25 protein-coding genes are annotated in these 24892 nt (G+C 40.8%); 17 read left to right on the top strand and 8 right to left on the bottom strand.

The genetic code is table 11. The features are described 5' to 3' along the window. Nucleotides 1-21 precede the first annotated feature (21 nt). The 6 genes from bamC to RHO15_07915 all read left to right on the top strand — a co-directional run bounded on the left by bamC (nucleotide 22) and on the right by RHO15_07915 (nucleotide 7150). Nucleotides 22-657, top strand: coding sequence for an outer membrane protein assembly factor BamC (gene bamC / locus RHO15_07940; protein WVD63407.1), 636 nt, complete (start codon nucleotides 22-24; stop codon nucleotides 655-657). 68 nt (nucleotides 658-725) lie between these two features. Next, nucleotides 726-1436, top strand: coding sequence for a phosphoribosylaminoimidazolesuccinocarboxamide synthase (locus RHO15_07935; protein WVD63406.1), 711 nt, complete (start codon nucleotides 726-728; stop codon nucleotides 1434-1436). Between the two features lie 9 nt (nucleotides 1437-1445). Further along, a complete protein-coding gene (locus tag RHO15_07930) occupies nucleotides 1446-1898 on the top strand; it encodes a DUF441 domain-containing protein (protein ID WVD63405.1) in 453 nt (150 codons plus the stop codon). A 7-nt stretch (nucleotides 1899-1905) separates the two neighbouring features. Continuing rightward, on the top strand, nucleotides 1906-3906 hold the full coding sequence (locus RHO15_07925) for a GNAT family N-acetyltransferase (protein ID WVD63404.1): 2001 nt from the start codon (nucleotides 1906-1908) through the stop codon (nucleotides 3904-3906). Between the two features lie 169 nt (nucleotides 3907-4075). Further along, nucleotides 4076-4849, top strand: coding sequence for a sulfate transporter CysZ (gene cysZ / locus RHO15_07920; protein ID WVD63403.1), 774 nt, complete (start codon nucleotides 4076-4078; stop codon nucleotides 4847-4849). Between the two features lie 936 nt (nucleotides 4850-5785). Next, nucleotides 5786-7150, top strand: a complete 1365-nt coding sequence (locus RHO15_07915) for an L-cystine transporter (GenBank protein ID WVD63402.1) — start codon at nucleotides 5786-5788, stop codon at nucleotides 7148-7150. A gap of 98 nt (nucleotides 7151-7248) precedes the next feature. Here RHO15_07915 and dapE read toward each other — a convergent pair whose 3' ends face one another. Next, the gene (dapE, locus tag RHO15_07910) at nucleotides 7249-8385 is read right to left on the bottom strand and encodes a succinyl-diaminopimelate desuccinylase (GenBank protein WVD63401.1); all 1137 of its coding nucleotides are present in this window, start codon (nucleotides 8383-8385) and stop codon (nucleotides 7249-7251) included. Then, nucleotides 8378-8740, bottom strand: a complete 363-nt coding sequence (locus RHO15_07905; protein ID WVD63400.1) for an ArsC family reductase — start codon at nucleotides 8738-8740, stop codon at nucleotides 8378-8380. Before RHO15_07905 ends, dapE begins: the two co-directional genes overlap by 8 nt. A gap of 404 nt (nucleotides 8741-9144) precedes the next feature. On the opposite strand from RHO15_07905, the gene ilvI reads away from it, so the two are divergent. Both ilvI and ilvN read left to right on the top strand, forming a co-directional pair. Next, nucleotides 9145-10863 (top strand): acetolactate synthase 3 large subunit, encoded by a 1719-nt coding sequence (ilvI, locus tag RHO15_07900; GenBank protein WVD63399.1) that lies wholly within the window; start codon nucleotides 9145-9147, stop codon nucleotides 10861-10863. A 1-nt stretch (nucleotide 10864) separates the two neighbouring features. Then, entirely contained in the window at nucleotides 10865-11359 is a 495-nt protein-coding gene (gene ilvN / locus RHO15_07895) for an acetolactate synthase small subunit (protein ID WVD63398.1), read from the top strand. An 87-nt stretch (nucleotides 11360-11446) separates the two neighbouring features. Here ilvN and cyaY read toward each other — a convergent pair whose 3' ends face one another. After that, on the bottom strand, nucleotides 11447-11752 hold the full coding sequence (gene cyaY / locus RHO15_07890) for an iron donor protein CyaY (GenBank protein ID WVD63397.1): 306 nt from the start codon (nucleotides 11750-11752) through the stop codon (nucleotides 11447-11449). 150 nt (nucleotides 11753-11902) lie between these two features. Between cyaY and citG the strand changes: the two genes are divergently transcribed. Next, nucleotides 11903-12817 (top strand): triphosphoribosyl-dephospho-CoA synthase CitG, encoded by a 915-nt coding sequence (gene citG, locus RHO15_07885; GenBank protein WVD63396.1) that lies wholly within the window; start codon nucleotides 11903-11905, stop codon nucleotides 12815-12817. A gap of 24 nt (nucleotides 12818-12841) precedes the next feature. Here citG and RHO15_07880 read toward each other — a convergent pair whose 3' ends face one another. Both RHO15_07880 and RHO15_07875 read right to left on the bottom strand, forming a co-directional pair. Next, on the bottom strand, nucleotides 12842-13531 hold the full coding sequence (locus RHO15_07880; protein WVD63395.1) for a response regulator: 690 nt from the start codon (nucleotides 13529-13531) through the stop codon (nucleotides 12842-12844). Between the two features lie 18 nt (nucleotides 13532-13549). Next, nucleotides 13550-15166, bottom strand: a complete 1617-nt coding sequence (locus tag RHO15_07875; protein ID WVD63394.1) for a sensor histidine kinase — start codon at nucleotides 15164-15166, stop codon at nucleotides 13550-13552. 121 nt (nucleotides 15167-15287) lie between these two features. Between RHO15_07875 and RHO15_07870 the strand changes: the two genes are divergently transcribed. The 7 genes from RHO15_07870 (at nucleotide 15288) to citX (ending at nucleotide 22084) form a co-directional block, all read left to right on the top strand. Further along, the gene (locus RHO15_07870; protein WVD63393.1) at nucleotides 15288-16733 is read left to right on the top strand and encodes a 2-hydroxycarboxylate transporter family protein; all 1446 of its coding nucleotides are present in this window, start codon (nucleotides 15288-15290) and stop codon (nucleotides 16731-16733) included. A 110-nt stretch (nucleotides 16734-16843) separates the two neighbouring features. Next, a complete protein-coding gene (locus tag RHO15_07865; protein ID WVD63392.1) occupies nucleotides 16844-17683 on the top strand; it encodes a fumarylacetoacetate hydrolase family protein in 840 nt (279 codons plus the stop codon). Nucleotides 17684-17687: 4 nt separating this feature from the next. Next, nucleotides 17688-18713, top strand: coding sequence for a [citrate (pro-3S)-lyase] ligase (citC, locus tag RHO15_07860; GenBank protein ID WVD63391.1), 1026 nt, complete (start codon nucleotides 17688-17690; stop codon nucleotides 18711-18713). Nucleotides 18714-18730: 17 nt separating this feature from the next. Then, nucleotides 18731-19018: a citrate lyase acyl carrier protein gene (citD, locus tag RHO15_07855; GenBank protein WVD63390.1), complete on the top strand. Its 288-nt coding sequence runs from the start codon at nucleotides 18731-18733 to the stop codon at nucleotides 19016-19018. Continuing rightward, nucleotides 19015-19902: a citrate (pro-3S)-lyase subunit beta gene (citE, locus tag RHO15_07850; GenBank protein ID WVD63389.1), complete on the top strand. Its 888-nt coding sequence runs from the start codon at nucleotides 19015-19017 to the stop codon at nucleotides 19900-19902. Before citD ends, citE begins: the two co-directional genes overlap by 4 nt. A gap of 13 nt (nucleotides 19903-19915) precedes the next feature. Next, complete coding sequence (gene citF, locus RHO15_07845; GenBank protein WVD63388.1) at nucleotides 19916-21436, top strand: citrate lyase subunit alpha; 1521 nt, start codon at nucleotides 19916-19918, stop codon at nucleotides 21434-21436. An 87-nt stretch (nucleotides 21437-21523) separates the two neighbouring features. Next, the gene (citX, locus tag RHO15_07840; GenBank protein WVD63387.1) at nucleotides 21524-22084 is read left to right on the top strand and encodes a citrate lyase holo-[acyl-carrier protein] synthase; all 561 of its coding nucleotides are present in this window, start codon (nucleotides 21524-21526) and stop codon (nucleotides 22082-22084) included. Nucleotides 22085-22142: 58 nt separating this feature from the next. On the opposite strand, the gene RHO15_07835 is transcribed toward citX, so the two are convergent. The 3 genes from RHO15_07835 to RHO15_07825 are packed head-to-tail and all read right to left on the bottom strand — an operon-like array spanning nucleotide 22143 to nucleotide 23621. After that, on the bottom strand, nucleotides 22143-22751 hold the full coding sequence (locus tag RHO15_07835) for a thiamine diphosphokinase (protein WVD63386.1): 609 nt from the start codon (nucleotides 22749-22751) through the stop codon (nucleotides 22143-22145). Nucleotides 22752-22762: 11 nt separating this feature from the next. Further along, nucleotides 22763-23212, bottom strand: a complete 450-nt coding sequence (gene rimI / locus RHO15_07830) for a ribosomal protein S18-alanine N-acetyltransferase (protein WVD63385.1) — start codon at nucleotides 23210-23212, stop codon at nucleotides 22763-22765. Next, complete coding sequence (locus RHO15_07825; protein ID WVD63384.1) at nucleotides 23190-23621, bottom strand: DNA polymerase III subunit psi; 432 nt, start codon at nucleotides 23619-23621, stop codon at nucleotides 23190-23192. The genes rimI and RHO15_07825 overlap by 23 nt, the downstream gene beginning before the upstream one ends. Nucleotides 23622-23681: 60 nt before the next feature. On the opposite strand from RHO15_07825, the gene rsmC reads away from it, so the two are divergent. Beyond that, nucleotides 23682-24710, top strand: coding sequence for a 16S rRNA (guanine(1207)-N(2))-methyltransferase RsmC (gene rsmC / locus RHO15_07820; GenBank protein ID WVD63383.1), 1029 nt, complete (start codon nucleotides 23682-23684; stop codon nucleotides 24708-24710). The last annotated feature ends 182 nt before the right edge of the window (nucleotides 24711-24892 follow it).

The following is a 24892-nucleotide window of genomic DNA, read 5'->3' as shown; positions in this document are numbered from 1 at the left end:
AAAGTATAAACAAATATGATAATGTCAAAAAAATCTACTTTAATCACGGTTTCGATTGTTTCTTTATTGCTTAGTGCCTGTAGTGTTGATCAACGTTATAAACGTGAAGTCAATGGTAATGATAATTACCTTAAGACGCCAGCATTGAAAAAACTCAATGCTGCCGATGGCTTAACCTTACCGGCTGAACAAGGTGACTACTATATTTATCCGAATGTTAAAGTGGGCGCAGTTGGGGATGATGTCGATATTCGTCCGCCACTACAACCTATCGCCGCTTTAACCGGTTCAAATGCTGACTATGATGGTAAGGTTGCCGTTTTACAAGCACCGAGTGTGCTTGATATCTGGCGTAATATTAAACCCATCTTAAATGAAAAAAATATTTCGATTGCGACTGATTCTCAGCAAGAGATTCTCACCGCACCAACGACATTCACTCGGGCCGATGAAGATATTGCTCGTCAGGCAAGCTTTGCGATTCGCCATAATCAAAATGGGGCAAGTCAAACCGTCTCAGTTGAATTGTTGACTTTACAGGCTAACGGTGAAAATCTATTAGATAATGCTATTGAGAGACAACGTTATACGGTCGGTTTCTTTAATATGCTCATGCTTGAATTGCAGAAAGGCCAAAAAGCCGCTGCACAGCAGTAAAATGACAAAGGAGCCTTGAGCTCCTTTTTTGATTCTGATTTTATGATTCAACGAAAAGGTAAAAAGAGATGCAAAAACGAGCAGAACTTTACCGCGGCAAAGCAAAGACAGTTTATTACACCGATAATCCCGATTTACTTATTTTAGAATTTAGAAATGATACTTCAGCATTCGATGGTCTACGGATTGAGCAACTCGAGCGTAAGGGGATGATCAATAATAAATTTAACCATTTTATTATGAATAAATTGGCCATTGCTGGTATCCCAACTCAGGTTGAGCAGCTGCTTTCTGATAATGAAGTCTTAGTCAAAAAGTTAGCTATGATTCCGGTTGAGTGTGTGATTAGGAATCGTGCCGCGGGGTCACTGGTCAAACGATTAGGTATAGAAGAGGGCAGAGTACTCAATCCTCCGACATTTGAGCTGTTTTTAAAGAATGATGCACTGCACGATCCGCTGGTTAATGAGTCACACTGCCGCGCATTTGGCTGGGCAACGACAGAACAACTTGAACGAATGAAGGCTCTCAGTTTTAAAATTAACACGATTCTCAGTGAGCTTTTTGATAAAGCTGGACTTATTTTAGTCGATTACAAACTAGAATTCGGTGTCTTTAACGGTGAAATAACCTTAGGTGATGAGTTTTCGCCGGATGGCTGCCGTTTATGGGAAAAAGAGACATTGAAGAAAATGGATAAAGATCGTTTTCGACAGGGATTGGGCGGGGTGATTGAAGCCTATGAGGAAGTTGCACAGCGGATTGGCGTGGTTTTATAATTTTATATTATGTTTCAAATTGATTATACTTTTCTTGTCTTATTAGTACTCGCTGCCGTATGTTATTTTTCTAATAATCATACGGTCACTTTAGCTATTCTGATTTTACTTATTTTTAAAGTAACACCGTTAGCACAGTATTTTCCACAATTAAATAAGTATGGTGTGACTCTCGGTATTATCATATTAACGGCCGCTATTTTGGTACCCTTAGCCAATGGTTCTATTGCTATTCAATCTTTACTCAAATCATTAGTGAACTGGCCCTCTGTTCTGGCTATTGCAGTGGGAATTTTAGTTTCATGGTTAGGTATGCGAGGCGTGAATTTAATGGGGCATAACCCCATGATTGTCAATGGATTGATTGTTGGCACATTGATTGGTGTGAGTTTTTTTAATGGTTTGGCGGTTGGTCCGGTGATTGCGGCTGGATTATTATCTTTATTGATGGGTAAGTTTTAGTTATAGCATGTTGTTTAATCAAAACGATTTATTGCGTCACCTGATGGTTATTCAAGGTGTTCAATCGCAGGTCTATAATGCTGCTTTTCAAGTGATTGCTCAGCATGATGGTGACTGGGTTTTTATCACTGACAATCAACAAATTGAGTCAGGGCTTTCGCCGAAAAAGAGTAAATCCTTACTTGGGCACGAATTTAAACACGCCATATTTGATGCAACGTCAGGTTTCCACTTAGAAGCTTTTGCCATTTTAGCTGGCACTTTAAAAAAAGGCAGTATGTTGCTGTTACTATTACCGGAGCAACCGCTGATTGAGCCTGATATAGATAGTTTACGCTGGTATGAGAGCGAAACGCCCATTGCTACGCCAAATTTTATACAGCATTTATTCAACACGTTAGCCCGGCATCAAGTGCCGATTTATTTAGCTCCCTTTCACTTTAAGCTCGATAACTGTGTTCAATCAGATGATTGTCTGGCACAAAATCGAGATAATCGGCATCAATCTGGTCAATATCGACCAACTCAAGAGCAGGCCAATATTTTGGCGCAGCTCGAGCATATTACCCAAAATGTGGCGACTATTACTGCCAAAAGAGGACGTGGAAAATCAGCCTTGGCTGGCTGGTTTACCCATTCTCATACCTGTTGGATTTGTGTACCGAATAAGGATTCCGTGACCACATTGAAATCTTTTGCTTCACCACAGACCCTTTTTTGGGCGCCAGATCATTTGTTAGCTGCATTAACGCAAACAACCCAAAAACCTGAGTGGATTATTGTTGACGAAGCGGCAATGATACCGGTTGCTATTTTAAAACAGATCATTGCAAAATCATGTCGTATTTTGCTCATCACGACAACGGAAGGTTATGAAGGAACAGGACAGGGCTTTCTACTCAAATTACTACCTGAATTATCTGATGCCGCACACTTTCACCTAAACGCCCCCATTCGCTGGCAATTTAATGATCCTTTAGAACAGTTCATGAATGATTTGTTACTGGAAGACCCGCGGCCATCACCCTCTATCATCAAAAATATCAATCTGGATAGTATGACTTTAAATCTTGTTAATCCGACTGATTTAGCCTGTGATTGCGTCAAATTTAATTCAGTTTATGGTTTGTTAAAATCCGCTCATTATCGGACGACCCCTGTTGATCTGCGTCGGTTATTTGATGCGCCAAATCTAGTTATCGTTGAAGCGCAAATAAAACAACAGACAGCTGGCGTTATTCTATCTATTAAAGAGGGCTTGCTGACTGACGAGCTGAGTCAGGCGATTTGGTTAGGACAGCGCCGCCCCAAGGGAAACTTGGTTGCTCAGGCGCTGGTCGCCTTTGCCGGTCAACCGCAGGCGGCAACGCTACGTTCTCTGCGTATTAATCGGATTGCCGTTGAGGCGAACATGCGTCGGCAGGGGATTGGCCGTTCACTGGTTGAACATCAGCTCAATCTGGCTAAAAACGCTCGTTATGATTTTGTTTCGGTCAGTTTTGCTTATGATGATAAGATAGCCGCATTTTGGCAAGCTTGTGGTTTTTCGTTAGTACATATCGGCAGTCGGCAAGAAGCGAGTAGCGGCTGTTATGCAGCGATGGCAATAAAAGCCTTATCGCTATCCGGCGCTGAATTACAGCAACGATTAAAGGACCAATTTGCCCGAAATTGGTTTTGGCTTCAGGATAAAATCAATGTGGCTTTACCGATTCAAATCAATCATCATCAGTCACTGACTGATGATGACTGGCATGAATTAGCCGGCTTTGCATTTGCCCATCGTCCTTATGAAGCCTGTTTTCCCGTTATTTGTCGCTTAAAGCAGTCATTACCATCGCTTTTCGCTCATGAATCTAAGCGCCATGATCAAGGAGAGATAGCTAGACTACCAGATGATTTATTGGATACCGACATCCACACCACTGGACGCAAGCAGGTTATTCAGACGCTGCGAAAAGCGGTTCAGACTATTTTTCATCAATTGGGCCGATCAGTGACGCTGTAGTGTGGCTATGCTGTTTTTTATATAGATGCTGATATTATGATTGAAAGCGCTATTACGCTATTTATATAATAATCGCCCTTATCGTGTTGACTATTTTTAGTCTGTCAGCAGTTGAAGTGAAGATAACCAGAATAACAGAGTGATATCAATTAAGAGGGTAGCCGAAGTGATGCATAATCATAATAGAGAGAGTGGTGCTGATTATTTTATTCGTGGATGGAAACTCATCTTTCAGCCAGGCATATCTCGATTTGTCATTTTACCCATGCTCGCTAATATCATTATTATGTCGCTGCTATTTTGGTGGTTTTTTTCTAAAATAACCGGACTTTTAGATATTGGCTTTCAATATATACCTGGTTGGCTGCAGTGGTTAAGCTATTTAGCTTCTTTTTTGCTGGTCGTGACTATTGCGATTTTCTTTTGCTATTTTTTTAGTACCGTAACCAATATTATTGCGGCCCCTTTTAATGGTCTATTGGCTGAGCAAGTTGAAGCAAAATTAACTAATCAGCCCGCACCGGATACCACTATTTGGTTTTTTATCAAAGATATTCCCCGTATTTTATTACGTGAAGTCTATAAACTCATCTACTACATAGCCTGGGCGATTCCGCTGTTTTTTCTGTACTGGATTCCGATTGTTGGCCAAACTATCGCACCGATTATTTGGTTTATTTTCACCGCATGGATGATTAATCTGCAATACGCTGATTATGCTTTTGATAATCACAAAGTCAGTTTTAGTCAAATGCGCATGATGCTGCGACAGGATGCTGGGGATAATATGATTTTTGGCGCGTTAGTGAGTTTTTTTACCATGATACCGGTGTTCAACTTAGTGATTATGCCGGTGGCCGTTTGTGGTTCGACGGCCATGTGGGTTGATCACTACCGCGAAGAAGTTTATCGGCATAAATACCCGTCAGGGATGAAACAGTGATGAGTCACTATCGATATTCAGCATTATTTATTGATCATCAAGCCGATGTTAACCACGACCACCTGTTAAGATTGGCAATGTTTGGTCATGGATGTTGTCGATGGTTTTAGAATTATTGAGTCAGGTTCAAGGCTTATCTTTATCTATAGTGGATGAAGATGATTCTGGCGGTATGCCATTCTTTTTATCTAAATAATTTTTATAACTGATTTTTCCGAGATCGCGTACGCCATTCAATATCACCCCCAAAAGTAGTAAAATAATGACCCACCAGTACTCTCTGAACCACTCCATAAGATTTGCCTTTTGTATAAAATCAATTGCTGCACAGTGTAGCATTGAATATATCGCGAAGAAATGTTGCTTATTGAAATAACCTGTAATAATTAATTTAATATGATCTTAACTGATAATAAAATAGCACAACTACGGATAAAAAACGCGTTATAAATCTATCGTCGAGTTTACATATACAGGCAATAAATATTTTGGCTGATATTTGTTGATTGATGATGATACGTAAATCGCCTCATCATTCACTTTATCTTCTGATAGCACTTTTATTTCGACAATCTCGCTAATCACAAGAAATTAAAAAATTGATTGATTTAAAGATTTTTTCTGTCATTGTTTTAAGGGAATTATAAAATTCAACCTATTGTATAATATCATAAATAAATCATAATTTAGCTCTTTTATAATTTTTAGTTATAAACATAGTCTTTTTGATTCTATTTCAGTTGGATTTGATTTGATAGAATAGATACTAACATCGTCAGAGATTTAACGCTCACGATAATATTGCTTCTTTGTATATCGTACAAATGGATTAATGAAATGTCTGGTCGTCTTAAGTGGTTCTGCTGATTATCTGAATATTTAAGCGTCTGACAGTAAAGCGGTATAAACCGATATAATATGGATTAAAGGTCATCTATGTATTTGTTAATAAATGTCATTGTTTTTGTTGTGATTCTCTCTGGATTATTGGCGTTAAATCGGTCAAATTCGACCTGGAGTTTGGCGCGAAAAGTCTTTATAGGTCTTGTTGTTGGTGTCATTTTTGGTGCGGCACTACAACTCATTTATGGTAGCCATACCGCGATTATTAATCAATCTATTAGTTGGTTTGATATTGTTGGTGCCGGTTATATTCAATTGCTGCAAATGATTGTTATGCCGCTTATTTTAATCTCAATTCTCAGTGCGGTGGCTAAATTACATAATGCTTCCTCATTAGGTAAAATTAGTGTGTTAACCATCTCTCTGTTGCTGATCACGACATTAATTGCTGCAGTTATTGGTATCGTCATCACATTATTGTTCGGCCTTACTTCTGATGGGCTTACTTCTGGATCACAAGAAGCGGCCAGATTGGCAACATTACAAAGTTATCATCTTAAAGCGTTAGGCAATTTAAGTGTACCGCAAATTATACTGTCGTTTATTCCGCAAAATCCATTCTTAGATTTAACTGGCGTGAGAGCAACCTCCATTATTAGCGTGGTCATTTTCTCGGTTTTCTTAGGAATTGCAGCATTGAAACTAGTGCGTGATGATAAAGAGAAAGGCCAAAAAGTTTTAGCCGGTATTGATGTTATACAGCATTGGGTGATGAAATTGGTCCGCGTTGTGATGCAATTAACGCCCTATGGCGTGTTTGCCTTAATGACCAAAATGACGGCTAACTCTAATTTACATGATATTATTAAGCTCGGTGGCTTTGTCGTGGCTTCTTATATTGCCATCGGTTTAATGTTTATTGTGCACTCTTTGTTAGTCTCTTTAACAGGCGTTTCGCCATTAAGTTACTTCAAAAAAATATCACCGTTAATGGCTTTTGCTTTTACGAGTCGTTCAAGCGCAGCCTCTATTCCGCTGAACGTTGAAACGCAGACTCACCGTTTTGGTATACCAGAAAGTATTGCCAGCTTTGCGGCCTCATTTGGTTCGACGATCGGCCAAAATGGCTGTGCCGGTATTTATCCAGCGATGCTTGCCGTTATGGTTGCGCCAACTGTTGGTATCACACTCGATTTCCACTGGCTGCTAATGCTTACATTGGTTGTTACGATTAGCTCGATTGGTGTGGCAGGTGTAGGTGGTGGTGCTACGTTTGCGGCTTTAATCGTGTTACCGATTATGGGGCTACCGATTGAGTTGATTGCTTTATTAATCTCTATCGAGCCACTGATTGATATGGGTCGAACTGCTTTAAATGTGAGCGGTTCGATGACGGTGGGCATCTTAACCAGTCGGGTATTAAAGAAAACCGATAAGACTTTAATTGAGCAACAATAGTCACGATTAAAGACTATTTGATACCTTAAATAAAATGGCGGATGATTATCCGCCATTTTTTATGATAGTCATTTATTGATCCGCAGCGCTTTCAGCGGTTAGCCAAATAGTTTGACTAATATAGCCTGATAAATCTGTTTCAGAATGATAATATCTTTTACCGCAACATGCTCGTTGATTTTGTGAATCGTGGCATTAAGTGGACCAAGTTCAATCACTTGACAGCCCATCTGCGCAATAAAACGACCATCAGAAGTGCCACCACTGGTTGATAATTGCGTCTCTTGTTGGGTGAGTGTTTTAATGGCAAGCGCCGCGGCATCGGTTAAGGTGCCTTGGCGAGTCAAAAATGGTTTGCCTGATAATCGCCAGTTTAAGGTATAGTTTAACGGGTGTTTATCGAGGATGGCACAAACACGTTGTTTGATCATCGCATCGGTTAATTCACTACTATAGCGGAAATTAAATTGTACTTTTAGATCACCCGGAATCACATTTTCTGCACCAGTCCCGGCATTGATATTGGCGACTTGCATGGTGGTTTGTGGAAAATAATCGTTACCTTGATCCCACTGCGTTAAACATAACTCATTGAGTACCGGTGCAAAGGTATGAATAGGATTTTCTGCTAGGTGAGGGTAGGCGACATGCCCCTGAATACCGTGAACCACCAGATTAGCAGTGAGTGAACCGCGCCGGCCATTTTTGATTTGATCACCTAACTGTTTGTCGCTGGAGGGTTCACCGACGATACAGTAATCAACCCGTTCATGGCGCGCCATCAGTTGCTCGACGACTTTCACTGTGCCATCAGTTGCATCCGCTTCTTCATCAGAAGTAATTAAAAAAGCGATTCGGCCACGATGCTGAGGATTTTGTTTGATAAAGTCTTCTGCGGCACAAATCATGGCGGCCAGTCCGCTTTTCATATCGGCAGCGCCACGTCCATATAATTGACCGTGCGCATCAATGGTTGCTGAAAATGGCGGATATAACCATTGGCTTTCATCGCCGACAGGTACCACATCGGTATGTCCGGCAAAGATGAGGGTTTCGTCTTCGGCTTGACCATGATAAGCCCAAAGATTTTTAGTTTGTCCAATATTTATCTCTTCACAGCAAAAGCCTAACGCGTTTAGGCGCTCAATAATTAAGGCCTGACAGCCGGCATCATTGGGACTGATGGAGGATTTGGTGATCAGTTGTTTGGTCAGTTCAATGACGGCTTCAGTCATGATGAGTTTCCTCTATAAATTGTTGATAGCTTTCTGCAGAAAAACCAACCTGGGCACGTTGACCCATAACTAACACCGGTCGTTTAATGATAGAAGGATAACTTAACATGATTTTTTTAGCTTCAATGACATTATTGACTTTTTCCCGCACTGCTTCATCCAGTTTTCGCCAAGTTGTCCCCCTGGTATTTAACAGTAATTGCCAGTCGACCAGATTGCATAAATCATTCAATAATGCTTCTGACAAACCTTCAGTTTTATAATTATGAAATTGATATTGAACATGATGTTCATCTAGCCATGTGAAGGCTTTTTTCATGGTGTCACAGTTTTTTATGCCATAAATTTGATACATTATTTCATCCTTATATGCCTTGCTATATCATCTAATCCCCATCATAGGATTAAATAAACGGAGATAAACACTAGCTTATTGAGATAATATTGTGTTTAATGATTAATCAACAGTATAAATATTTATGATTCAAAATAATATCGATAAGGCTAGTTTTTGTGTTAGATTTAGCCGGTTAATCATAATTTTAATGATTGAATTTTATTCATTGAGATTGATTATATCAGCCTATTTATTGCACTATTATCAGAGGATAGCGATGTCAACTTTATAGGTAATATTGTTTATCCGTGAGTGATAACTTACCTAATCTTATTATTTTACTGTATAATTTTAAACACAAATTAGACGATTAATCCTAACTGATTATTCAACACAAAGGCTTTTTTATATTGGAGGAGCACATGGCAAAGCTATCTGGTGCCGAAATAGTCGTTCAATCTTTGATCGATCAGGGCGTAAAACAAGTTTTTGGTTATCCTGGTGGAAGTGTATTAGATATTTACGATGCACTCCATACGCTAGGTGGTATTGAACATATCTTAGTCAGACACGAACAGGCTGCCGTTCATATGGCAGATGGTTTTGCGCGTTCATCAGGCGAAGTTGGTGTGGTGCTGGTTACCTCTGGTCCAGGTGCAACCAATACCATTACCGGGATAGCGACAGCTTATATGGATTCGGTACCTATGGTAATTATTTCTGGTCAGGTTGCTAGCAATTTAATTGGCAATGATGCTTTCCAGGAGTGTGATATGGTTGGGATTACACGTCCGGTAGTTAAACATAGTTTTTTAGTCAAAAAAACACAAGATATTGCCGAAACAATCAAAAAAGCGTTCTATATCGCCGCATCAGGTCGTCCAGGTCCGGTGGTCATTGATTTGCCGAAAGATATATTAAACCCTACATTCAAATTTAATTACGCTTATCCAGAGACAGTCACATTACGTTCTTATAATCCAACCGTGCAAGGCCATAAAGGCCAAATGAAACGTGCACTTAAAATGTTACTCAATGCGAAAAAACCGATCCTTTATGTGGGCGGTGGCATTATTTGTGCTGACGCGAGTAAAGTGTTAAAACAATTTGCTGAAAAACTGAATATACCTGTGGTGAGTTCATTAATGGGCTTAAGCGCTTTTCCCGGTACACATAAACAATTTTTAGGTATGCTTGGGATGCATGGGGTGTATGAAGCTAATATGGCTATGCATCATGCGGATGTGATTCTTGCGGTGGGCGTACGTTTTGATGATCGTACTACCAATAACTTAAGCAAATATTGCCCTGATGCAAAAGTGATTCAGGTTGATATTGATCCGACGTCGATTTCGAAAACGGTATTAGCCAATATCCCTGTGGTCGGTGATGCTAAGCATGCCTTGAATATGATGTTAAGCATGTTAAAAGAAGAGAGTGAGACGCGTGATTTAGATGCTTTAGTTGACTGGTGGAAACAGCTTGAGCACTGGCGTGGCCGTCACTGTTTAAATTATGCTAAAGAGGGCGATACCATCAAGCCACAAGAGGCGATTGAAGTCCTTTATCGATTAACCAAAGGCGAAGCCTTTGTGGCAACCGATGTTGGCCAACATCAGATGTTTGCCGCGCTCTATTATCCGTTTGATAAGCCGCGCCATTTTATCACTTCCGGTGGGCTCGGCACGATGGGCTTTGGATTACCTGCTGCGCTAGGCGTTAAGCTGGCACATCCGAAAAAAACAGTCGTATGTATCACCGGGGATGGCAGTATTCAGATGAATATTCAGGAACTGTCGACAGCCTTACAGTATGATTTGCCTGTTATCATCCTAAATTTAAACAATCGCTTTTTAGGGATGGTAAAACAGTGGCAGGATATGATCTATTCCGGCCGACATGCCAGTTCATATATGGAGTCACTGCCTAATTTTGTTAAGATTGCTGAAGCTTATGGCCATGTGGGGATTTCAATTACTCAGCGCGAAGAACTGGAACCAAAACTGAAAGAGGCGCTGGCGATTAAAAATCGCCTGGTGTTTATTGATGTCATGACAGATGCCACGGAGCATGTTTATCCAATGCAGGTGAGAGGCGGTTCAATGAGTGAAATGTGGTTAAGTAAGACGGAGAGAACTTAAGATGAACTATACACTATCTATCTTAATTGAAAACGAAGCAGGGGCTTTATCGCGCGTTGTCGGTCTGTTTTCTCAGCGTGGCTTTAATATTGAATCTTTGACCGTGGCGCCAACTGAGGACGCCACAATGTCTCGCATGACGATAAAAACGTCAGGGGATGCGCATGTGATTGAGCAGATTCAAAAACAGCTACATAAATTAATTGATGTTTTTCGGGTGACTGATTTGACCGAAGGTCCGCATATTGAACGTGAAATTATGCTGGTTAAAGTTGCCGCCAAAAGTTCAACGGCGCGTGATGAAGTGAAACGCTGTGCCGATATTTTTAGAGGTGCTATCGTTGATGTCACCGGAACCCATTATATTGTTCAGCTTGCAGGAACGAATGCCAAACTCGAATCTTTTTTAGCTGCTATTCGTGAAACTAGTGAGATTACCGAAGTGGTACGTTCAGGTGTGATTGGCTTATCACGGAGTGACAAAACGGTGAAGTAAGCCTGCCGAGAAGCTTATAATCGGTTTTATCAGTTGATGGTTAAGATAAAATAGTGCCGAGCTATCGGCACTATTTTTTTGATTACGCTAGGCCTGACTGATGAGAGCCTCTTTTAATACCGTGATGAATTCAGCGCCGTTTCGGTTGCAGTACCAGTGATTATTTCGATAATCAAAGTGATAACCTTGCTGACGCGTTGCCATCCACATTTGTCGTAATGGTTCTTGGGTATTGATGATGATTTTATGCTGATTTTCGAGTGTAATTGTCATCACATTACCTTGTATTTCATAATCAATATCTGAATCGGTTTGTTCAACATACTGATCGATGGTTGACTCCACTTGGGTCATCAATATTTCGGCGAGTTGATGAAATTGTGTCTGCTCCATGATTCATCCCATTCCAAACGAAAACAGCAATATAGCTTTATTCGTTATGATTGGCAACTTAATCGCGATCAATGACAATCATTTATCATCGATAACATTGACAAAATAGCGCGAGTCATTATTAAATGAAACCATCTGTTATTTTACTTGATGAAAAAATCGATATCAGCCATGCACAGTCAATCATCCATCTATCTTGATTTATGTCAGCAGCTTACGCAGCAGCATGGTCAATTACTGTTTATGCCCGCCAAGCTTGCCCAACAGGCATTATTGAAAGAGATCTATTTAAGTCCGAAGCCCGGGCTGGTTGATCAATGTAATAGCGGATCACATCGTGATATGGATTTACAGACTTTTTTACGAAGTATTCTGGCCATATCGCCATTTTTTGATCACTTTTATCGCTATGGTCTCGAACAGGCGGAAGTGTCCCCCGAATTTTTCCTGCAAGCCTTGAGAGTGATTGGCCTCGACTGCGAAAAAGCCATGTTTGATGCGACACAAGGCATTAATACGCATAAAGGCGCTATCTTTGCATTTGGGCTGATCTTGGCGGCGCTAGGCCGATTACAGGCTCAGCGTAGGACCGATCATGCTGAGGCGATTTGTGATGAAGTGGCCTCTATTTGTCAGGACTTGATTGAACGTGAGTTAATCCCCTGTCAGGGGAACTCCGCGGGAGAGCGCTTGTATCGACTATTTCAATTCACAGGGGCGCGTGGCGAGGCGCAAAGCGGTTATCAACTAGTGCGACAAACTGCACTTCCCACTTATTTGCAGAGTCTTAAACAGGGCTTCGATGAAGAGACTGCTTTACTGCAAGCGATGCTGCATCTGTTGGCCGTGAATAATGATACCAATGTGATTGCACGTGGTGGCCTTGCTGGGCTTGAATTTGTTCAGCAACAGGCGGTCTATTTACTCACTCAAGGTGGTGCCCTTGTTGCAGAAGGGCGGCACAGACTCAGTAAATTTGATCGTCAGTTGATTGAGAAAAATCTGAGTCCTGGGGGAACGGCGGATTTAATTGCGGTAACCTGGTTTCTTTCTCATTATCGCTAAAAGGTTGTGATAGCCGGCTATTGATTATAGCGCAATCCGTTGATAATAGCGTTCTGGCCGGCCAATTTTGCCATAATGGATCTCAACTTTCAAAAAATGGGTTTGGATACAATATTCAAGGTAACGCCTGGCGGTGGTTTTACTAATTTGAGCTCGGTTCACCACATCTTCAACAGTTAACGCTTGTAGATTATTGATAAATAGCGCTTTAATACGTTCTAAAGTTAACGAATCGATACCCTTGGAGGTTTTTTGATTATCAATAAAGTCTTTAGTCTGTAAATTAAATAGCTCATCAATTTGCCGTTGACTGAGGTGTTTAGACTTAGATTGTTGAGAGAAAAAAAGTTTAAATTTATTCAGTGAATAGGTCATTCTTTCGTAAGATACTGGTTTAATTAAATAATCAAAAGCACCATAACGAATCGCATGGCTACAGGTATCCATATCACTGGCCGCAGTAATAAAGATAATATAACTGTTGAGATTGTGCTTAATGATATAGTCAAATAGTTTAATCCCTTGTCCATCAGGTAAGTAATTATCTAATAAAATCAGTTGCGGATTAAATTTTTCCAGCATAATTTTAGCTTCTTTAAGGCACGACGCGATGCCAACGACATTAATGTTGGTATTACGTTGTATGAAATCGGCATTCACTTCAGCTAAAATGGGTTCATCTTCAACAAGCAGTGCATTAATCTTTAAATTCATACTTAACCTTTATTATATTTATTTGGGTATAAAAATAGAAAAAATCGTTCCTTGGGGGGCGTTATCGCTGACTTCGATAAACCCATGTGCTTTTTCAGTATAGGTTTTAACCAGATATAACCCCACGCCATCACCCTCTTTTTTGGTGGTGACACCAAGTTTAAAGATCGACGATTTCATCGATTCATCAATTTGTGTTCCTGCATCGCTAACTTCAATCACGTACTCATTAGTCATATCGCTGATATATAGCGTAATGACTTTTTTCTCTTTCAAGGCAGATCGGTTTAACTGTTCTAAGCTGGCGGTAAAGGCATTATCTAATAGGTTGGCGATGATCGACATCAATTCAGTATCCGTCAGCGAGTTGGGAATTTGGCTCAGCTGACAAAGGGGATCAAACTGTAGCTCTAAACCTAACTCATTGGCTTTGGCATATTTGCCAATCAGTAAACCGGCAATGGCCGGCACTTTGATTTTATCAGTGATAAAGTCAATACCTTGCTGATTGGTGTTTGATTGTTGGGTAATAAACTCTTTTGCTTCATCATAACGCTGCATATAAATTAAGCCGAGCAGGGTCGCTAACCAATTTTGATGTTCATGACGTAATGCACGCAGATTATCGGCATAAAGCTGCACCTGGGATAATTTTTTATTCAGTGAGTTGATTTCATTCATCTTTCTAAACGTAATTACCCAACCTTGGGTTGAGCCATTAATCATCAGCCGTATGCGGCTGGCAATCACCACTTCATCATTGAAATGGCTGATACTATCGTGGATATCTTCAGCGATATTAGCGGTATTATTCAGTAAATCACACTGCTTGAGGTAGATGAAAAGATTCTGGCCAATAATCGGTAAGGCGTGCTCAGGGATTTTTAAAAAACGAATAGCGAAGTGATTAATATGCGTTATTTGATAATCAAGGTCGATAGCGATTAATCCCTCATTAATCGACTCCATCATGGCTTTTTGCATTCGCACTAACAGTGAGATCTCTTTGGGTTCAAGATTAAACATCTGCTTTTTAATCAGATAGGAAAAAATATAAGAAAACACAAACAGGGTAATAAAAAGAATAAAGGAAAAGAGAATAAGGGGAGAGGATTGCGCTTTATGCATTTCATTGATTTCATCTAATAGATAACCGACCGAAACAATCCCAATAATATTGCCCTGATCATCGATAATCGGCGCTTTTCCTCGTAATGAAATACCTAAAGATCCCTCACTCAGCGCAATAATACTGGCTCCTTTGAGAACATCGGCATTATCGCCACCGACCATGGGCGAGTTGAGAGGAGCATTTTGAGTATGAAAAAGTCGATGAGCATTTTTGTCGCCAATAACAATATAACTGGCATCGGTCTGTTTATCTATTTGATTGATTAACTGTCTGATAGCGCGAAGATTGTGCTGATTAACCGCCGCGACTAATTCAGGAATAATGGCCAACTCTTTAGCCTGTATTTGCGCTCGTTCACCGAGACTTTTGTAGAGATGTGCTTGCGTGATGTTATCAAAATAACTGTGCAATAACAGAATGGCGACAGTAAATAGCAAGGCGAGTGCAATAAATAATTTTTCGGCGAAACGAAGATGAATTCGGCTTATTTTTGTCTTTGTCATCGGAACCCAGTGAGTTATTTCATTATTATTGTTAAGTAATATCCCATCATCAAGCTGTCGATATTATAAATAACATTAAAACCAATAGCGACATAAAAACCATTAAAACCACGGCAAAACAATGATGTGTATCACAAAAACTGTTTTTACTATCCTCTATGATAGACGCCAATTTGGTTATTCTAACTATTGGAGAAAAAAAAAGATGGGCACAACGGTAGAAGTTGATAAGACTAAAAATACAAATGAAAAAAAATCTTTTTGGCCGCAAGGGTGGTGGAACTGGCTGGATAACTATAAAGTGGGGATTTTTCCCCTGCCACTTTTTATTATTGCTGGTGTACTTATTTTTGCTGAGGTTTACTTTACCGGAAAATTACCCAACGATATTGTTGTGATGATCGTCACTTGTGCTTTTTTTGGCTTTTTATGTGGTGAATTTGGTAAACGTTTACCGATTATTGGTAAAATGGGCGCGGCAGCTATCTGTGCAACATTTATTCCCTCTGCGTTAGTCTATTATGGCATTTTACCTGCGCCAATTATTGAAGCAACCACAAAATTTTATAAAGATACGCATATCCTTTATCTTTATATCTGCTGTATCATTGTCGGCAGTATTATGAGTATGGATCGTCGTGTTTTGATTCAAGGATTTATTCGTATCTTTGTGCCAATGTTATGTGGTGAAATTGTGGGTATGTTGGTGGGTATTGGCATCGGTATGTTGCTAGGATTATCTGCTTTTGAAACCTTCTTTTTCCTTGTTCTGCCGATCATGGCGGGTGGCGTTGGTGAAGGTGCAATTCCATTATCAATTGGCTATGCCTCTATTTTAGGTATGGAACAGGGCGATGCATTGGGCCGAGTACTGCCTATCGTTATGTTAGGGGGATTAACTGGTATCGTCTGTGGTGGTATTTTAAATCGTTTAGGTAAAGTCTACCCTCATTTAACCGGTAACGGTAAATTAATGCCGTCAACTGGTGGTGACGAAGAGACGATTTCTTTACAATCGAAATCTGACTTGCCAAATGATGTCACCACTTTCGCCTCTGGCGTATTATTAGCGACCATGCTGTACATGATTGGTATGATTGGTCATAAATTGATTGGTTTACCTGCACCTGTTGGTATGCTATTTGCGGCTGTTGCAGTAAAATTATGCCACGGTATTTCCCCAAAAATTTTAGGTGGTTCGCAAGTCGTTTATAAATTCTTTCAAACTTCGGTTACCTACCCAATACTTTTTGCCGTTGGTGTCGCGATAACGCCATGGGACAAAATTGTTGAAGCCTTTACCGTCATCAATATTATTGTCATCGTTTGTACTGTCGTCTCACTAGTGACAACCGGATTTTTCGTAGCCAAAAAACTCGGTATGTACCCGATTGATGCCGCGGTTATTTCTTGTTGTCAAAGTGGTCAGGGCGGCACCGGTGACGTGGCTATTCTTACCGCAGCAGAACGTATGGAACTGATGCCATTTGCTCAGATTGCGACAAGAATTGGTGGTGCAATTAACGTATCGGTATCACTCTTGATATTAGGTAATTTCCTCGTTTAATCATGCGTTAAGTGAGTCAGAGTAAGATGATACCAGTGATATTTTAAGGACTTAAAATCAGCGACTGGTATCAATAAAAATAGAAATAAAAATAGAGTTAAGGAGTTGTAATGAAATTTGTGAGTTATCTTTTATCTAACAGCCCAAGTTACGGGATATTGACCGATAAAGGTATCATCGATCTTAAATCCCAATTAGGTGAGCAGTATCCTGATCTTAAAACACTGATTGGTTGCAAAAAAGGCTTAGAAAAAGCGAAATCTTGTGCGAAAGATGCGACGTTGATTGATGCCCGTTATGTGACCTATCTACCAGTAATTCCTAATCCGGACAAGATTTTATGTGTCGGAATGAATTATGCGGAGAAAAAGCAAGAGTTTGACGCGACAGATAAAGCCTTTGCACTATTTATCCGTTTTGCTGATTCTCAAGCTGGCCATCTCACGCACTTATTAAAGCCAGCAGTGACTGAAGAGTTTGATTATGAAGGTGAACTCGCTGTGATTATTGGTAAACCCTGTTTTCGTGTGTCCGAGGAAGAGGCGCATCAATATATTGCTGGATACAGCTGTTATATGGATGGTTCAGTTCGTGACTGGCAACATGCTTGGTTTACGGCAGCGAAAAACTGGCCTAAAACCGGCGCTTTCGGTCCTTGTCTGACAACCATTGATGAAATTGACAATTTCGATGAGTTAACCATTAAAACCTATCTGAATAAGCAGATGGTCCAATCTGATGTACTCGGTAATATGGTACATAAAGTACCGGAAATTATTGCTTATCTCAGTAGTTTTACTCAGCTTTCTGCTGGGGATGTGATTATCACCGGTTCGCCGGGTGGTGTGGGTAAAAAACGTAATCCGCCACTCTTTATGAAATCGGGCGATATTATTGAAGTTGAAATTGAAAAAATTGGCCATTTAATTAACACTGTGATAGCTGAATAAGATTATGCATGAGACATCAATATCATTTAACGTTATTTCAGTAACGGGTCACGATACTGCTTTAATGTCGATTAAAGCACTACTAGCGACAGTTAATCTTGATATTGATGTGCATATTCACCATTTTGTGGTGGGGCTCGTCGATAACAAGATTGTTGCTTGTGCAGGTATTGAGCGAAACATCATCAAATGTGTGGCAGTCCATCCAGATTATCAGGGCTTGAATGTTACGCTGAAATTAATTGAAACAACGATGAATGTTGCCTATGAACAAGGACAATTTCATCTTTTTCTTTATACCAAGCCAGAAAACGTCGATTTTTTCACGCGCTGTGGATTCTATTCTTTAGTTGAAGTCCCTGATACCTTAGTGTTAATGGAAAATACGCCAGTGGGGATTTCGCGGTATTGCCAAAAGCTGGCTGAGCATCGTCATGCTGGACGCTGTGGGGCGATTGTGATGAATGCCAATCCCTTTACGCGTGGACACCTCTACTTAGTTGAGCAGGCTGCCAAAGCGGTTAACTGGTTATATCTATTTGTGGTGAGCGAAGATGCCTCCCTGTTTCCTGCGCATATCCGTTATCAATTAGTGCAAGAGGGCGTAAGTCAGATTGCTAATGTCACGGTTTTGTCTGGTTCAGAATATATTATCTCCAAGGCAACTTTTCCAACCTATTTTCTAAAAGATCAGCCGCTGATTGAGCAAACTTATATGGCCGTTGATCTGCTGCTATTTAGGCAATATATTGCACCGGCATTGGCTATTTCATGCCGATATGTTGGCACGGAGCCACATAGCCAATTAACGGATGCTTATAATCAGGCAATGAAATATTGGTTGGAAAATCAGTCGGCATCGGCTGCGGCTGCTATTGAGGTCATCGAGATACCTAGACTGACTTTTTCAGATGATGTCATCTCAGCTTCACGCGTAAGATCATTATTAACGCAACAAAAATATCAAGATATTGAGCCATTAGTACCACCATCAACCTGGTCGTATATTAAGCAACATTATCATCTTTAAGATAAACAGGTAAGTTTATGAAAATTATTAAAAGTGCGATATCGGGCACCCTGGAATCAAGCGATTTGCTTGTGAAAATTGAGCCCAATCATGGGCTAGAGATCGTCATCAATAGTGATGTTAATAAACAATTTGGTCAGCAGATTCGTCTTGTTGTAGAAGAGACATTGAACCGCTTAAATATCACCGATGGATTAATTATTATCGATGATAAAGGTGCATTAGATTGTGTGATTAAAGCACGCGTGCAGAGCGCGGTGTTAAGAGCCACTGAAGCGGCGATCAATTGGAGTCAAATACTATGAAAAAACTGAGACGCAGTATGCTGTTTTTACCGGGCGCAAATGCGGCCATGTTATCGACATCATTTGTCTATAAACCGGATTCAATCATGTTCGATCTTGAAGATGCGGTTTCAGTGAAAGAGAAAGATTCTGCTCGGTTATTAGTTGCGCAAACGCTTAAATTGGGGATTTATCAACAGCAGGGCATTGAAACAGTGGTACGTATTAATGCACTGGATACGCCGTTTGGTTTAGATGATCTTGAGGCGGTGGTCCGTGCGGGCATTGAGGTTGTGCGCTTACCGATGACGCATTCAGAAGATCAGGTACATGAGTTAGAGAACCATATTGAACGAATAGAAAAAGAGATCGGCCGTCCAGTGGGTTCAACTAAGATCATTGCTGCGATTGAGTCGGCGTTGGGCGTGGTCAATGCAATTTCGATTGCGAAATCTTCACCGCGCATGATTGGTGTGGCTTTAGCGGCATTTGATTATTTAGTCGATATGCAAACTGAGCGTGGCGATGGTACTGAGCTATTTTATGCTCGGTGTGCTGTGCTGCATGCGGCGAGAGTCGCTAAAATTGATGCCTTTGATGTGGTTTACTCCAACATTAATGATGATGAGGGTTTCTTGCGTGAGGTGAAACTGATTAAACAGTTAGGCTTTAATGGTAAATCACTAGTTAATCCAAGACAAATTGAACTGTTACATAATGCCTATGCCCCCACTCATAAAGAGGTTGAGCAAGCAAAACAGATTGTTGCTGCTGCGGAAGAGGGCGAAAGACAAGGGCTCGGGGTTGTTTCACTCAATGGTAAAATGATTGATGGTCCGATTATTACCCGAGCAAGAACCATCATTGAATTAGCGCAAATATCTGGTACACGTCAGGAATACTAAGGAGCAGCATATAATGAACAATAATATTGATATCTTGACCGCGCAGTATCCTGAACTGATCTCACTTACCCCTTTTACCGGGGCGAATACCACGACACCTTATTTAGCCGATATTAAGCAAAAACATGAACGTAAATTGTGCCAGTCGATTGAAGAGGCTATCCGTCAGTGTGGTTTACGCGATGGTATGACGATTTCATTCCACCATGCGTTTCGCGAAGGGGATAAAATTATCAATCAGGTGATGGCGCTGATCGCTAAAATGGGCATTAAAGATCTCACGCTGGCATCAAGTTCGTTACTCTCTTGTAATACCCCGTTGATTGAGCACATTAAATCAGGTGTTATTACCCAGATTTACACTTCGGGTATGCGCGGTAAATTAGCCGATGCGATCTCGCACGGTATGATGAAAAAACCGGTGCAAATCCATTCACATGGTGGCCGGGTTAAATTAATTCAAACCGGTGAAATTAATATTGATGTCACCTTTTTGGCCGTGTCGACCAGCGATGAGTTTGGTAATGCGAATGGCGTTTCTGGCCAATCACATTGTGGATCGCTGGGTTATGCGATGGTTGATGCACAGTATGCTAAAAAAGTGGTGTTGTTAACTGAAGCGATAGTCGATTTCCCTAATTATCCGGCCAGTATCAGACAAGATCAGGCGGATTATATCGTCAAAGTTGATGAAGTGGGTGATCCGACCAAAATTAGTGTCGGTGCCGCGCGTATCACCAGTAATCCACGTGAGTTGATGATTGCTAAATATGCGGCCAGCGTGATTGAACATTCAGGCTATTTCAATGATGGATTCTCGATTCAAACCGGTTCTGGTGCTTCATCAACTGCGGCAACCCGTTTTCTTGAAGACAAAATGCGAGCCAAGAATATTACGGCCAGTTTTGCTTTAGGCGGGATCACGCAAAGTATCGTTGATCTGCATGAAAAGGGATTAATCAAAACCTTACTGGATACGCAAAGTTTTGATGGTGCTGCTGCACAATCGTTGGCCGTCAATCCAGAACATTTAGAAATATCCACAAATGTGTATGCTAATCCGGCCTCTAAAGCGGCTTGTTGTGATCAGCTTGATATTGTGATTCTAAGTGCTTTAGAGATTGATCTGGATTTTAATGTCAATGTTCTTACCGGTTCTGATGGCGTGATGCGCGGTGCTTCTGGTGGACATTGTGATACGGCTGCCGCAGCTAACCTGACGATTATCGTTGCACCGCTGATTCGCAGTCGCATTCCAACTGTGATCAAAAAGGTCACTACCGTTGTGACGCCAGGTGAAAGTATTGATGTGTTAGTGACTGATCATGGTATTGCTGTGCATCCAAATCGACCTGAGATAGCGGAACGTTTGAAAGCAGCTGGCTTACCAGTCATGACGATTGATGCGCTTTATCAACGCGCGGTGTCGATAACCGGTGAACCTTGTCCTTTAGTTTTTGAGGATAAAATCGTTGGTGTAGTTCGTTATCGTGATGGTTCGGTGATCGATGTCGTGAGACAGGTCAAAGATTAAGCAATACGCGGATAACGATATTCACGATGATAAATAGGCGCTATGATAGCGCCTATTTTTTAGCGATGAAATAGGGTACTTAATAAGATGCAGTTAACCAAGCCACGATTATCGGATAAAACGCCAGTCACCTTGGCTGAAATATTAAACGCGAAAGAGCAACGTGCTGAGTATCAAGAGCAGCTGCTCGCTAAGTATCAACTGCCACTTTTATCACTGACGATTACGATGCCGGGTGAAACTAAATTAAATGAGTGTGTGTTATATCTCTTTGAGCGAGCTTATCAGCAGATCATCGCTTATTGTCAGCAACATCAACTCACCTGCCGGATGCATCAGCAAAAAATTTTAAACACGGGTCCAGAGGGCTTTTTTGTTATTGAACAATCGGAACTTGCTTTAAAGCAAGCCTGTGTTGAGATTGAACAAAGTATACCGTTAGCCAGACTATGGGATATCGATGTGATTTCAGTCACCTCAGGTCAACCCATCTCCAGAAAGACGCTGGGCTATTCGCCGCGTCGCTGTTTAATTTGCGATAATGAAGCAAAAGTGTGTGCAAGAGCACGTACTCATTCTATCGTCGAATTAACCCACGCTATTGAGCATCTGGCGGCACAAGCAGGTTATTTATCTATTTACCGCTAAATTATGCCGATTGAATTGGTTGATCTTTTGGCATGATATCAAGGTGAGGCAGTGTTAATTATTGATTGATACAGATTAATAAATTACCGCTTTCAAAGGAAATCTCAACGGTATCTTCTTTGGCCTGATTACGTAAACTGATAAACTGCCCAAAAGTAAGATCGGTATTGGTTAATGGATACACAAATCCTTGTAGCGACACTGATTTTGCCACAGGAAAGGGCAGCAGTGAGATGATTTTATCTTTCACGTGTTCAAGCTTAAGCTGTTGCTTATCGGCAAAAAATAGACAGTTATAATCATCGTAAAAATTGAGTGATAATTGGCTGTGATACTGCAAACCCGTTGATAGATTACCGAGAAAATGATCGCTGGCTTTACCCGTCGCACCATAAATATCAACATGATGAATATCTTGTGCCATCAAAAAAAGCAGTGCCTTCTCAAAATCGGTTTTATTCTGATCCGGGGTGGGTATGATCTCAATATCGGCAGGAGATACCGTTAAGCTATCTAAATCACCAATGATATAATCGACTGTTATTGCGGTCTGCATCAGATAGTTTGAATAGGCACCATCGGTACAGGCGATAATCTGATAATCAGCGAGATTTTGCGGTAGCTGGGCGGGCGGCATACCATTGAGAAATAATAGCGCTTTCTTCATGATCAATCCAATTAAAAATTTAACATATTGGCCATGATAATGGCATCTTCACGTTGATGGTTCGCGGCTGGATAATAATTGGGTCTAACCGAAATTTGGTTAAAGCCTACTTGTTCATAAAGTTTAATGGCAGCCTGGTTTGATGCTCGCACTTCCAACCAACAAGTGGTCATCTTCCTTTGAGTTAATTCATCCAGTACAAACGTTAATAATTGCTTCGCCAGCCCTTGACGCTGAAAGTTTGGGGCGACGGCTATATTAAACAGGGTTGCTTCATCAACAATCATATTGATAATACAGAATCCAGCGATTTGCCCATTCTCCTCAATCTTATAATTGAGATAACGTTCTCCTTGATTTGAACGGAAGACATTTTCAGTCCAAGGGAAAGCATGGCTTTGCGTCTCTATTTGATAAGCACGGGTGAAATCAGTTTCATTAAGCTTGGAAATAGTGTTCATATTCACATAACTTTTGCCATAACTGGCGTTTCTCTTTTGCCGAAGATTGGAGTGTTTCAAGGCTACTGGTTTCGATGATGGTTTCATACTGGGTTGAAAGCGTCGATTGTTTGTCGCAACCAATCGACCAAATGACGCCTTTAAAGGTCGTTGGCAGTAGCGCCAGTTGGGCGGGATTGATAAAGCATAATGCGTGCTTATCGACACTCACCGCAGACAAAATATCCTGAAAAAAGCGTGTTTGTGGCGGTGTATTTTCAACGACGATAATTAAACGCGTCGATTCAGTCAGTGCTAACGTGACTGATTCATTGAGCGCTTTTGGCTTACGCAGCTCATATTGCGTGATACCGAGTTGATTTAAGTACCAATCGCGACGATTTAATTCTGATGATGTTAGCATATTCATAGCGATCAATTGTATAATCAGTCTCATGATTTATAAAGCAGATTTTAGGAAATATTGATAATGAGACCAATTTACTCTCCTGCAAGCCAGGTTCTGGAAAGAATCAGTGATGAACTTGAGCAACGTAAGGTTCTTTTTGCCGGTGATATTCAAGATGATTTTGTGGTTAACTTAACCGCTAAACAGATTAATATTCATACCACCGCTTACCATCATTATTGTCGTTTACTGCCACGTGCAAAAGGACAAATAACCTTTAGTGTGGTGCCTGAAGCCGTTCTATTTGAAGAGATAGATACGCTTATTTATTACTGGCCGAAGACCAAACTGGAAGCACAATTTCAGTTATCGGCACTGCTCAGTCAACTAGCGAAAGGGGTCGATGTGTTTATTGTTGGTGAAAATCGTGCCGGGGTCAGAAGTGCGGAAACATTACTGAGTCCATTTGGACGCATCAATAAAATAGACAGTGCCAGACGCTGTAGTTTATATCATTTTCAGGCAGATAGCCGACTCGCTTTTGATTTAGCCGAGTGGTGGCAGCGTTATCAATTAGATAATGGTGCGGTCATTAAAAATTTACCCGGCGTATTTAGCTCAAATCATCTTGATGTTGGCAGTGAGCTTTTATTACAGGCGTTATTGCCACGTACTGAATTATTGCACGGGCATATTCTCGATATGGGATGTGGGGCGGGTGTACTGGCGACCGTGATAGGATTGACAAACCCAGCCATTGAATTAACCCTATCCGATGTGAATGCGGTTGCCCTGCGGGCTAGTGAAGAGACATTGCAGGCGAATCATTTAACTGGGCAGGTTGTAGCGAGTGATGTTTTTTCAGATATTAAGACAAAGTTTGATCTGATTATCTCTAATCCACCTTTCCATGACGGCAAGGAGATCAGTTATTTTGCAGCAGAGACCCTGATCAGTGAGGCTAAAAAGTTTCTTAAACCAAATGGTCATCTATGTATCGTCGCCAATGCTTTTTTACCTTATCCAGATCTATTAGATAAGGCCTTTGGTTCGCATCAGATAGTCTTACAAACGAATAAATTCAAAGTCTATTTAGCACGTTACCGATAAGCTTATTCATGACATTATCAGCAGTACTAGTCGTGCTACTATGATTGTTAATAAATCGTTATAAAATCAGCATCAGATAACTTATGCTGATTTTTTTATTAATTGATAGCGCGTTCAAATGTCGGTATTTTAGGCAGTATAATAGTCTAATCAGCACATTCTGCCTGTTTTGTCTGAATGTA

It is taken from the genome of Orbaceae bacterium lpD01, assembly GCA_036251705.1.
Taxonomy (GTDB): domain Bacteria; phylum Pseudomonadota; class Gammaproteobacteria; order Enterobacterales; family Orbaceae; genus Utexia; species Utexia brackfieldae.
This window is presented reverse-complemented; position numbering and strand designations above follow the sequence as displayed.

Excerpts from the sequence above, each read along its gene's own strand:
- citF (WVD63388.1), top strand. The coding sequence starts at position 19,916 with ATGAACAATAATATTGATATCTTGACCGCGCAGTATCCTGAACTGATC.
- rsmC (WVD63383.1), top strand. The coding sequence starts at position 23,682 with ATGAGACCAATTTACTCTCCTGCAAGCCAGGTTCTGGAAAGAATCAGT.
- RHO15_07935 (WVD63406.1), top strand. The coding sequence starts at position 726 with ATGCAAAAACGAGCAGAACTTTACCGCGGCAAAGCAAAGACAGTTTAT.
- RHO15_07880 (WVD63395.1), bottom strand. The coding sequence starts at position 13,531 with ATGAATTTAAAGATTAATGCACTGCTTGTTGAAGATGAACCCATTTTA.
- citX (WVD63387.1), top strand. The coding sequence starts at position 21,524 with ATGCAGTTAACCAAGCCACGATTATCGGATAAAACGCCAGTCACCTTG.
- RHO15_07930 (WVD63405.1), top strand. The coding sequence starts at position 1,446 with ATGTTTCAAATTGATTATACTTTTCTTGTCTTATTAGTACTCGCTGCC.
- citD (WVD63390.1), top strand. The coding sequence starts at position 18,731 with ATGAAAATTATTAAAAGTGCGATATCGGGCACCCTGGAATCAAGCGAT.
- cysZ (WVD63403.1), top strand. The coding sequence starts at position 4,076 with ATGCATAATCATAATAGAGAGAGTGGTGCTGATTATTTTATTCGTGGA.
- citG (WVD63396.1), top strand. The coding sequence starts at position 11,903 with ATGAAAAAATCGATATCAGCCATGCACAGTCAATCATCCATCTATCTT.
- citC (WVD63391.1), top strand. The coding sequence starts at position 17,688 with ATGCATGAGACATCAATATCATTTAACGTTATTTCAGTAACGGGTCAC.
- ilvI (WVD63399.1), top strand. The coding sequence starts at position 9,145 with ATGGCAAAGCTATCTGGTGCCGAAATAGTCGTTCAATCTTTGATCGAT.
- RHO15_07825 (WVD63384.1), bottom strand. The coding sequence starts at position 23,621 with ATGAATATGCTAACATCATCAGAATTAAATCGTCGCGATTGGTACTTA.
- RHO15_07925 (WVD63404.1), top strand. The coding sequence starts at position 1,906 with ATGTTGTTTAATCAAAACGATTTATTGCGTCACCTGATGGTTATTCAA.
- RHO15_07875 (WVD63394.1), bottom strand. The coding sequence starts at position 15,166 with ATGACAAAGACAAAAATAAGCCGAATTCATCTTCGTTTCGCCGAAAAA.
- citE (WVD63389.1), top strand. The coding sequence starts at position 19,015 with ATGAAAAAACTGAGACGCAGTATGCTGTTTTTACCGGGCGCAAATGCG.
- RHO15_07835 (WVD63386.1), bottom strand. The coding sequence starts at position 22,751 with ATGAAGAAAGCGCTATTATTTCTCAATGGTATGCCGCCCGCCCAGCTA.
- RHO15_07915 (WVD63402.1), top strand. The coding sequence starts at position 5,786 with ATGTATTTGTTAATAAATGTCATTGTTTTTGTTGTGATTCTCTCTGGA.
- dapE (WVD63401.1), bottom strand. The coding sequence starts at position 8,385 with ATGACTGAAGCCGTCATTGAACTGACCAAACAACTGATCACCAAATCC.
- ilvN (WVD63398.1), top strand. The coding sequence starts at position 10,865 with ATGAACTATACACTATCTATCTTAATTGAAAACGAAGCAGGGGCTTTA.
- bamC (WVD63407.1), top strand. The coding sequence starts at position 22 with ATGTCAAAAAAATCTACTTTAATCACGGTTTCGATTGTTTCTTTATTG.
- rimI (WVD63385.1), bottom strand. The coding sequence starts at position 23,212 with ATGAACACTATTTCCAAGCTTAATGAAACTGATTTCACCCGTGCTTAT.
- cyaY (WVD63397.1), bottom strand. The coding sequence starts at position 11,752 with ATGGAGCAGACACAATTTCATCAACTCGCCGAAATATTGATGACCCAA.
- RHO15_07870 (WVD63393.1), top strand. The coding sequence starts at position 15,288 with ATGATGTGTATCACAAAAACTGTTTTTACTATCCTCTATGATAGACGC.
- RHO15_07865 (WVD63392.1), top strand. The coding sequence starts at position 16,844 with ATGAAATTTGTGAGTTATCTTTTATCTAACAGCCCAAGTTACGGGATA.
- RHO15_07905 (WVD63400.1), bottom strand. The coding sequence starts at position 8,740 with ATGTATCAAATTTATGGCATAAAAAACTGTGACACCATGAAAAAAGCC.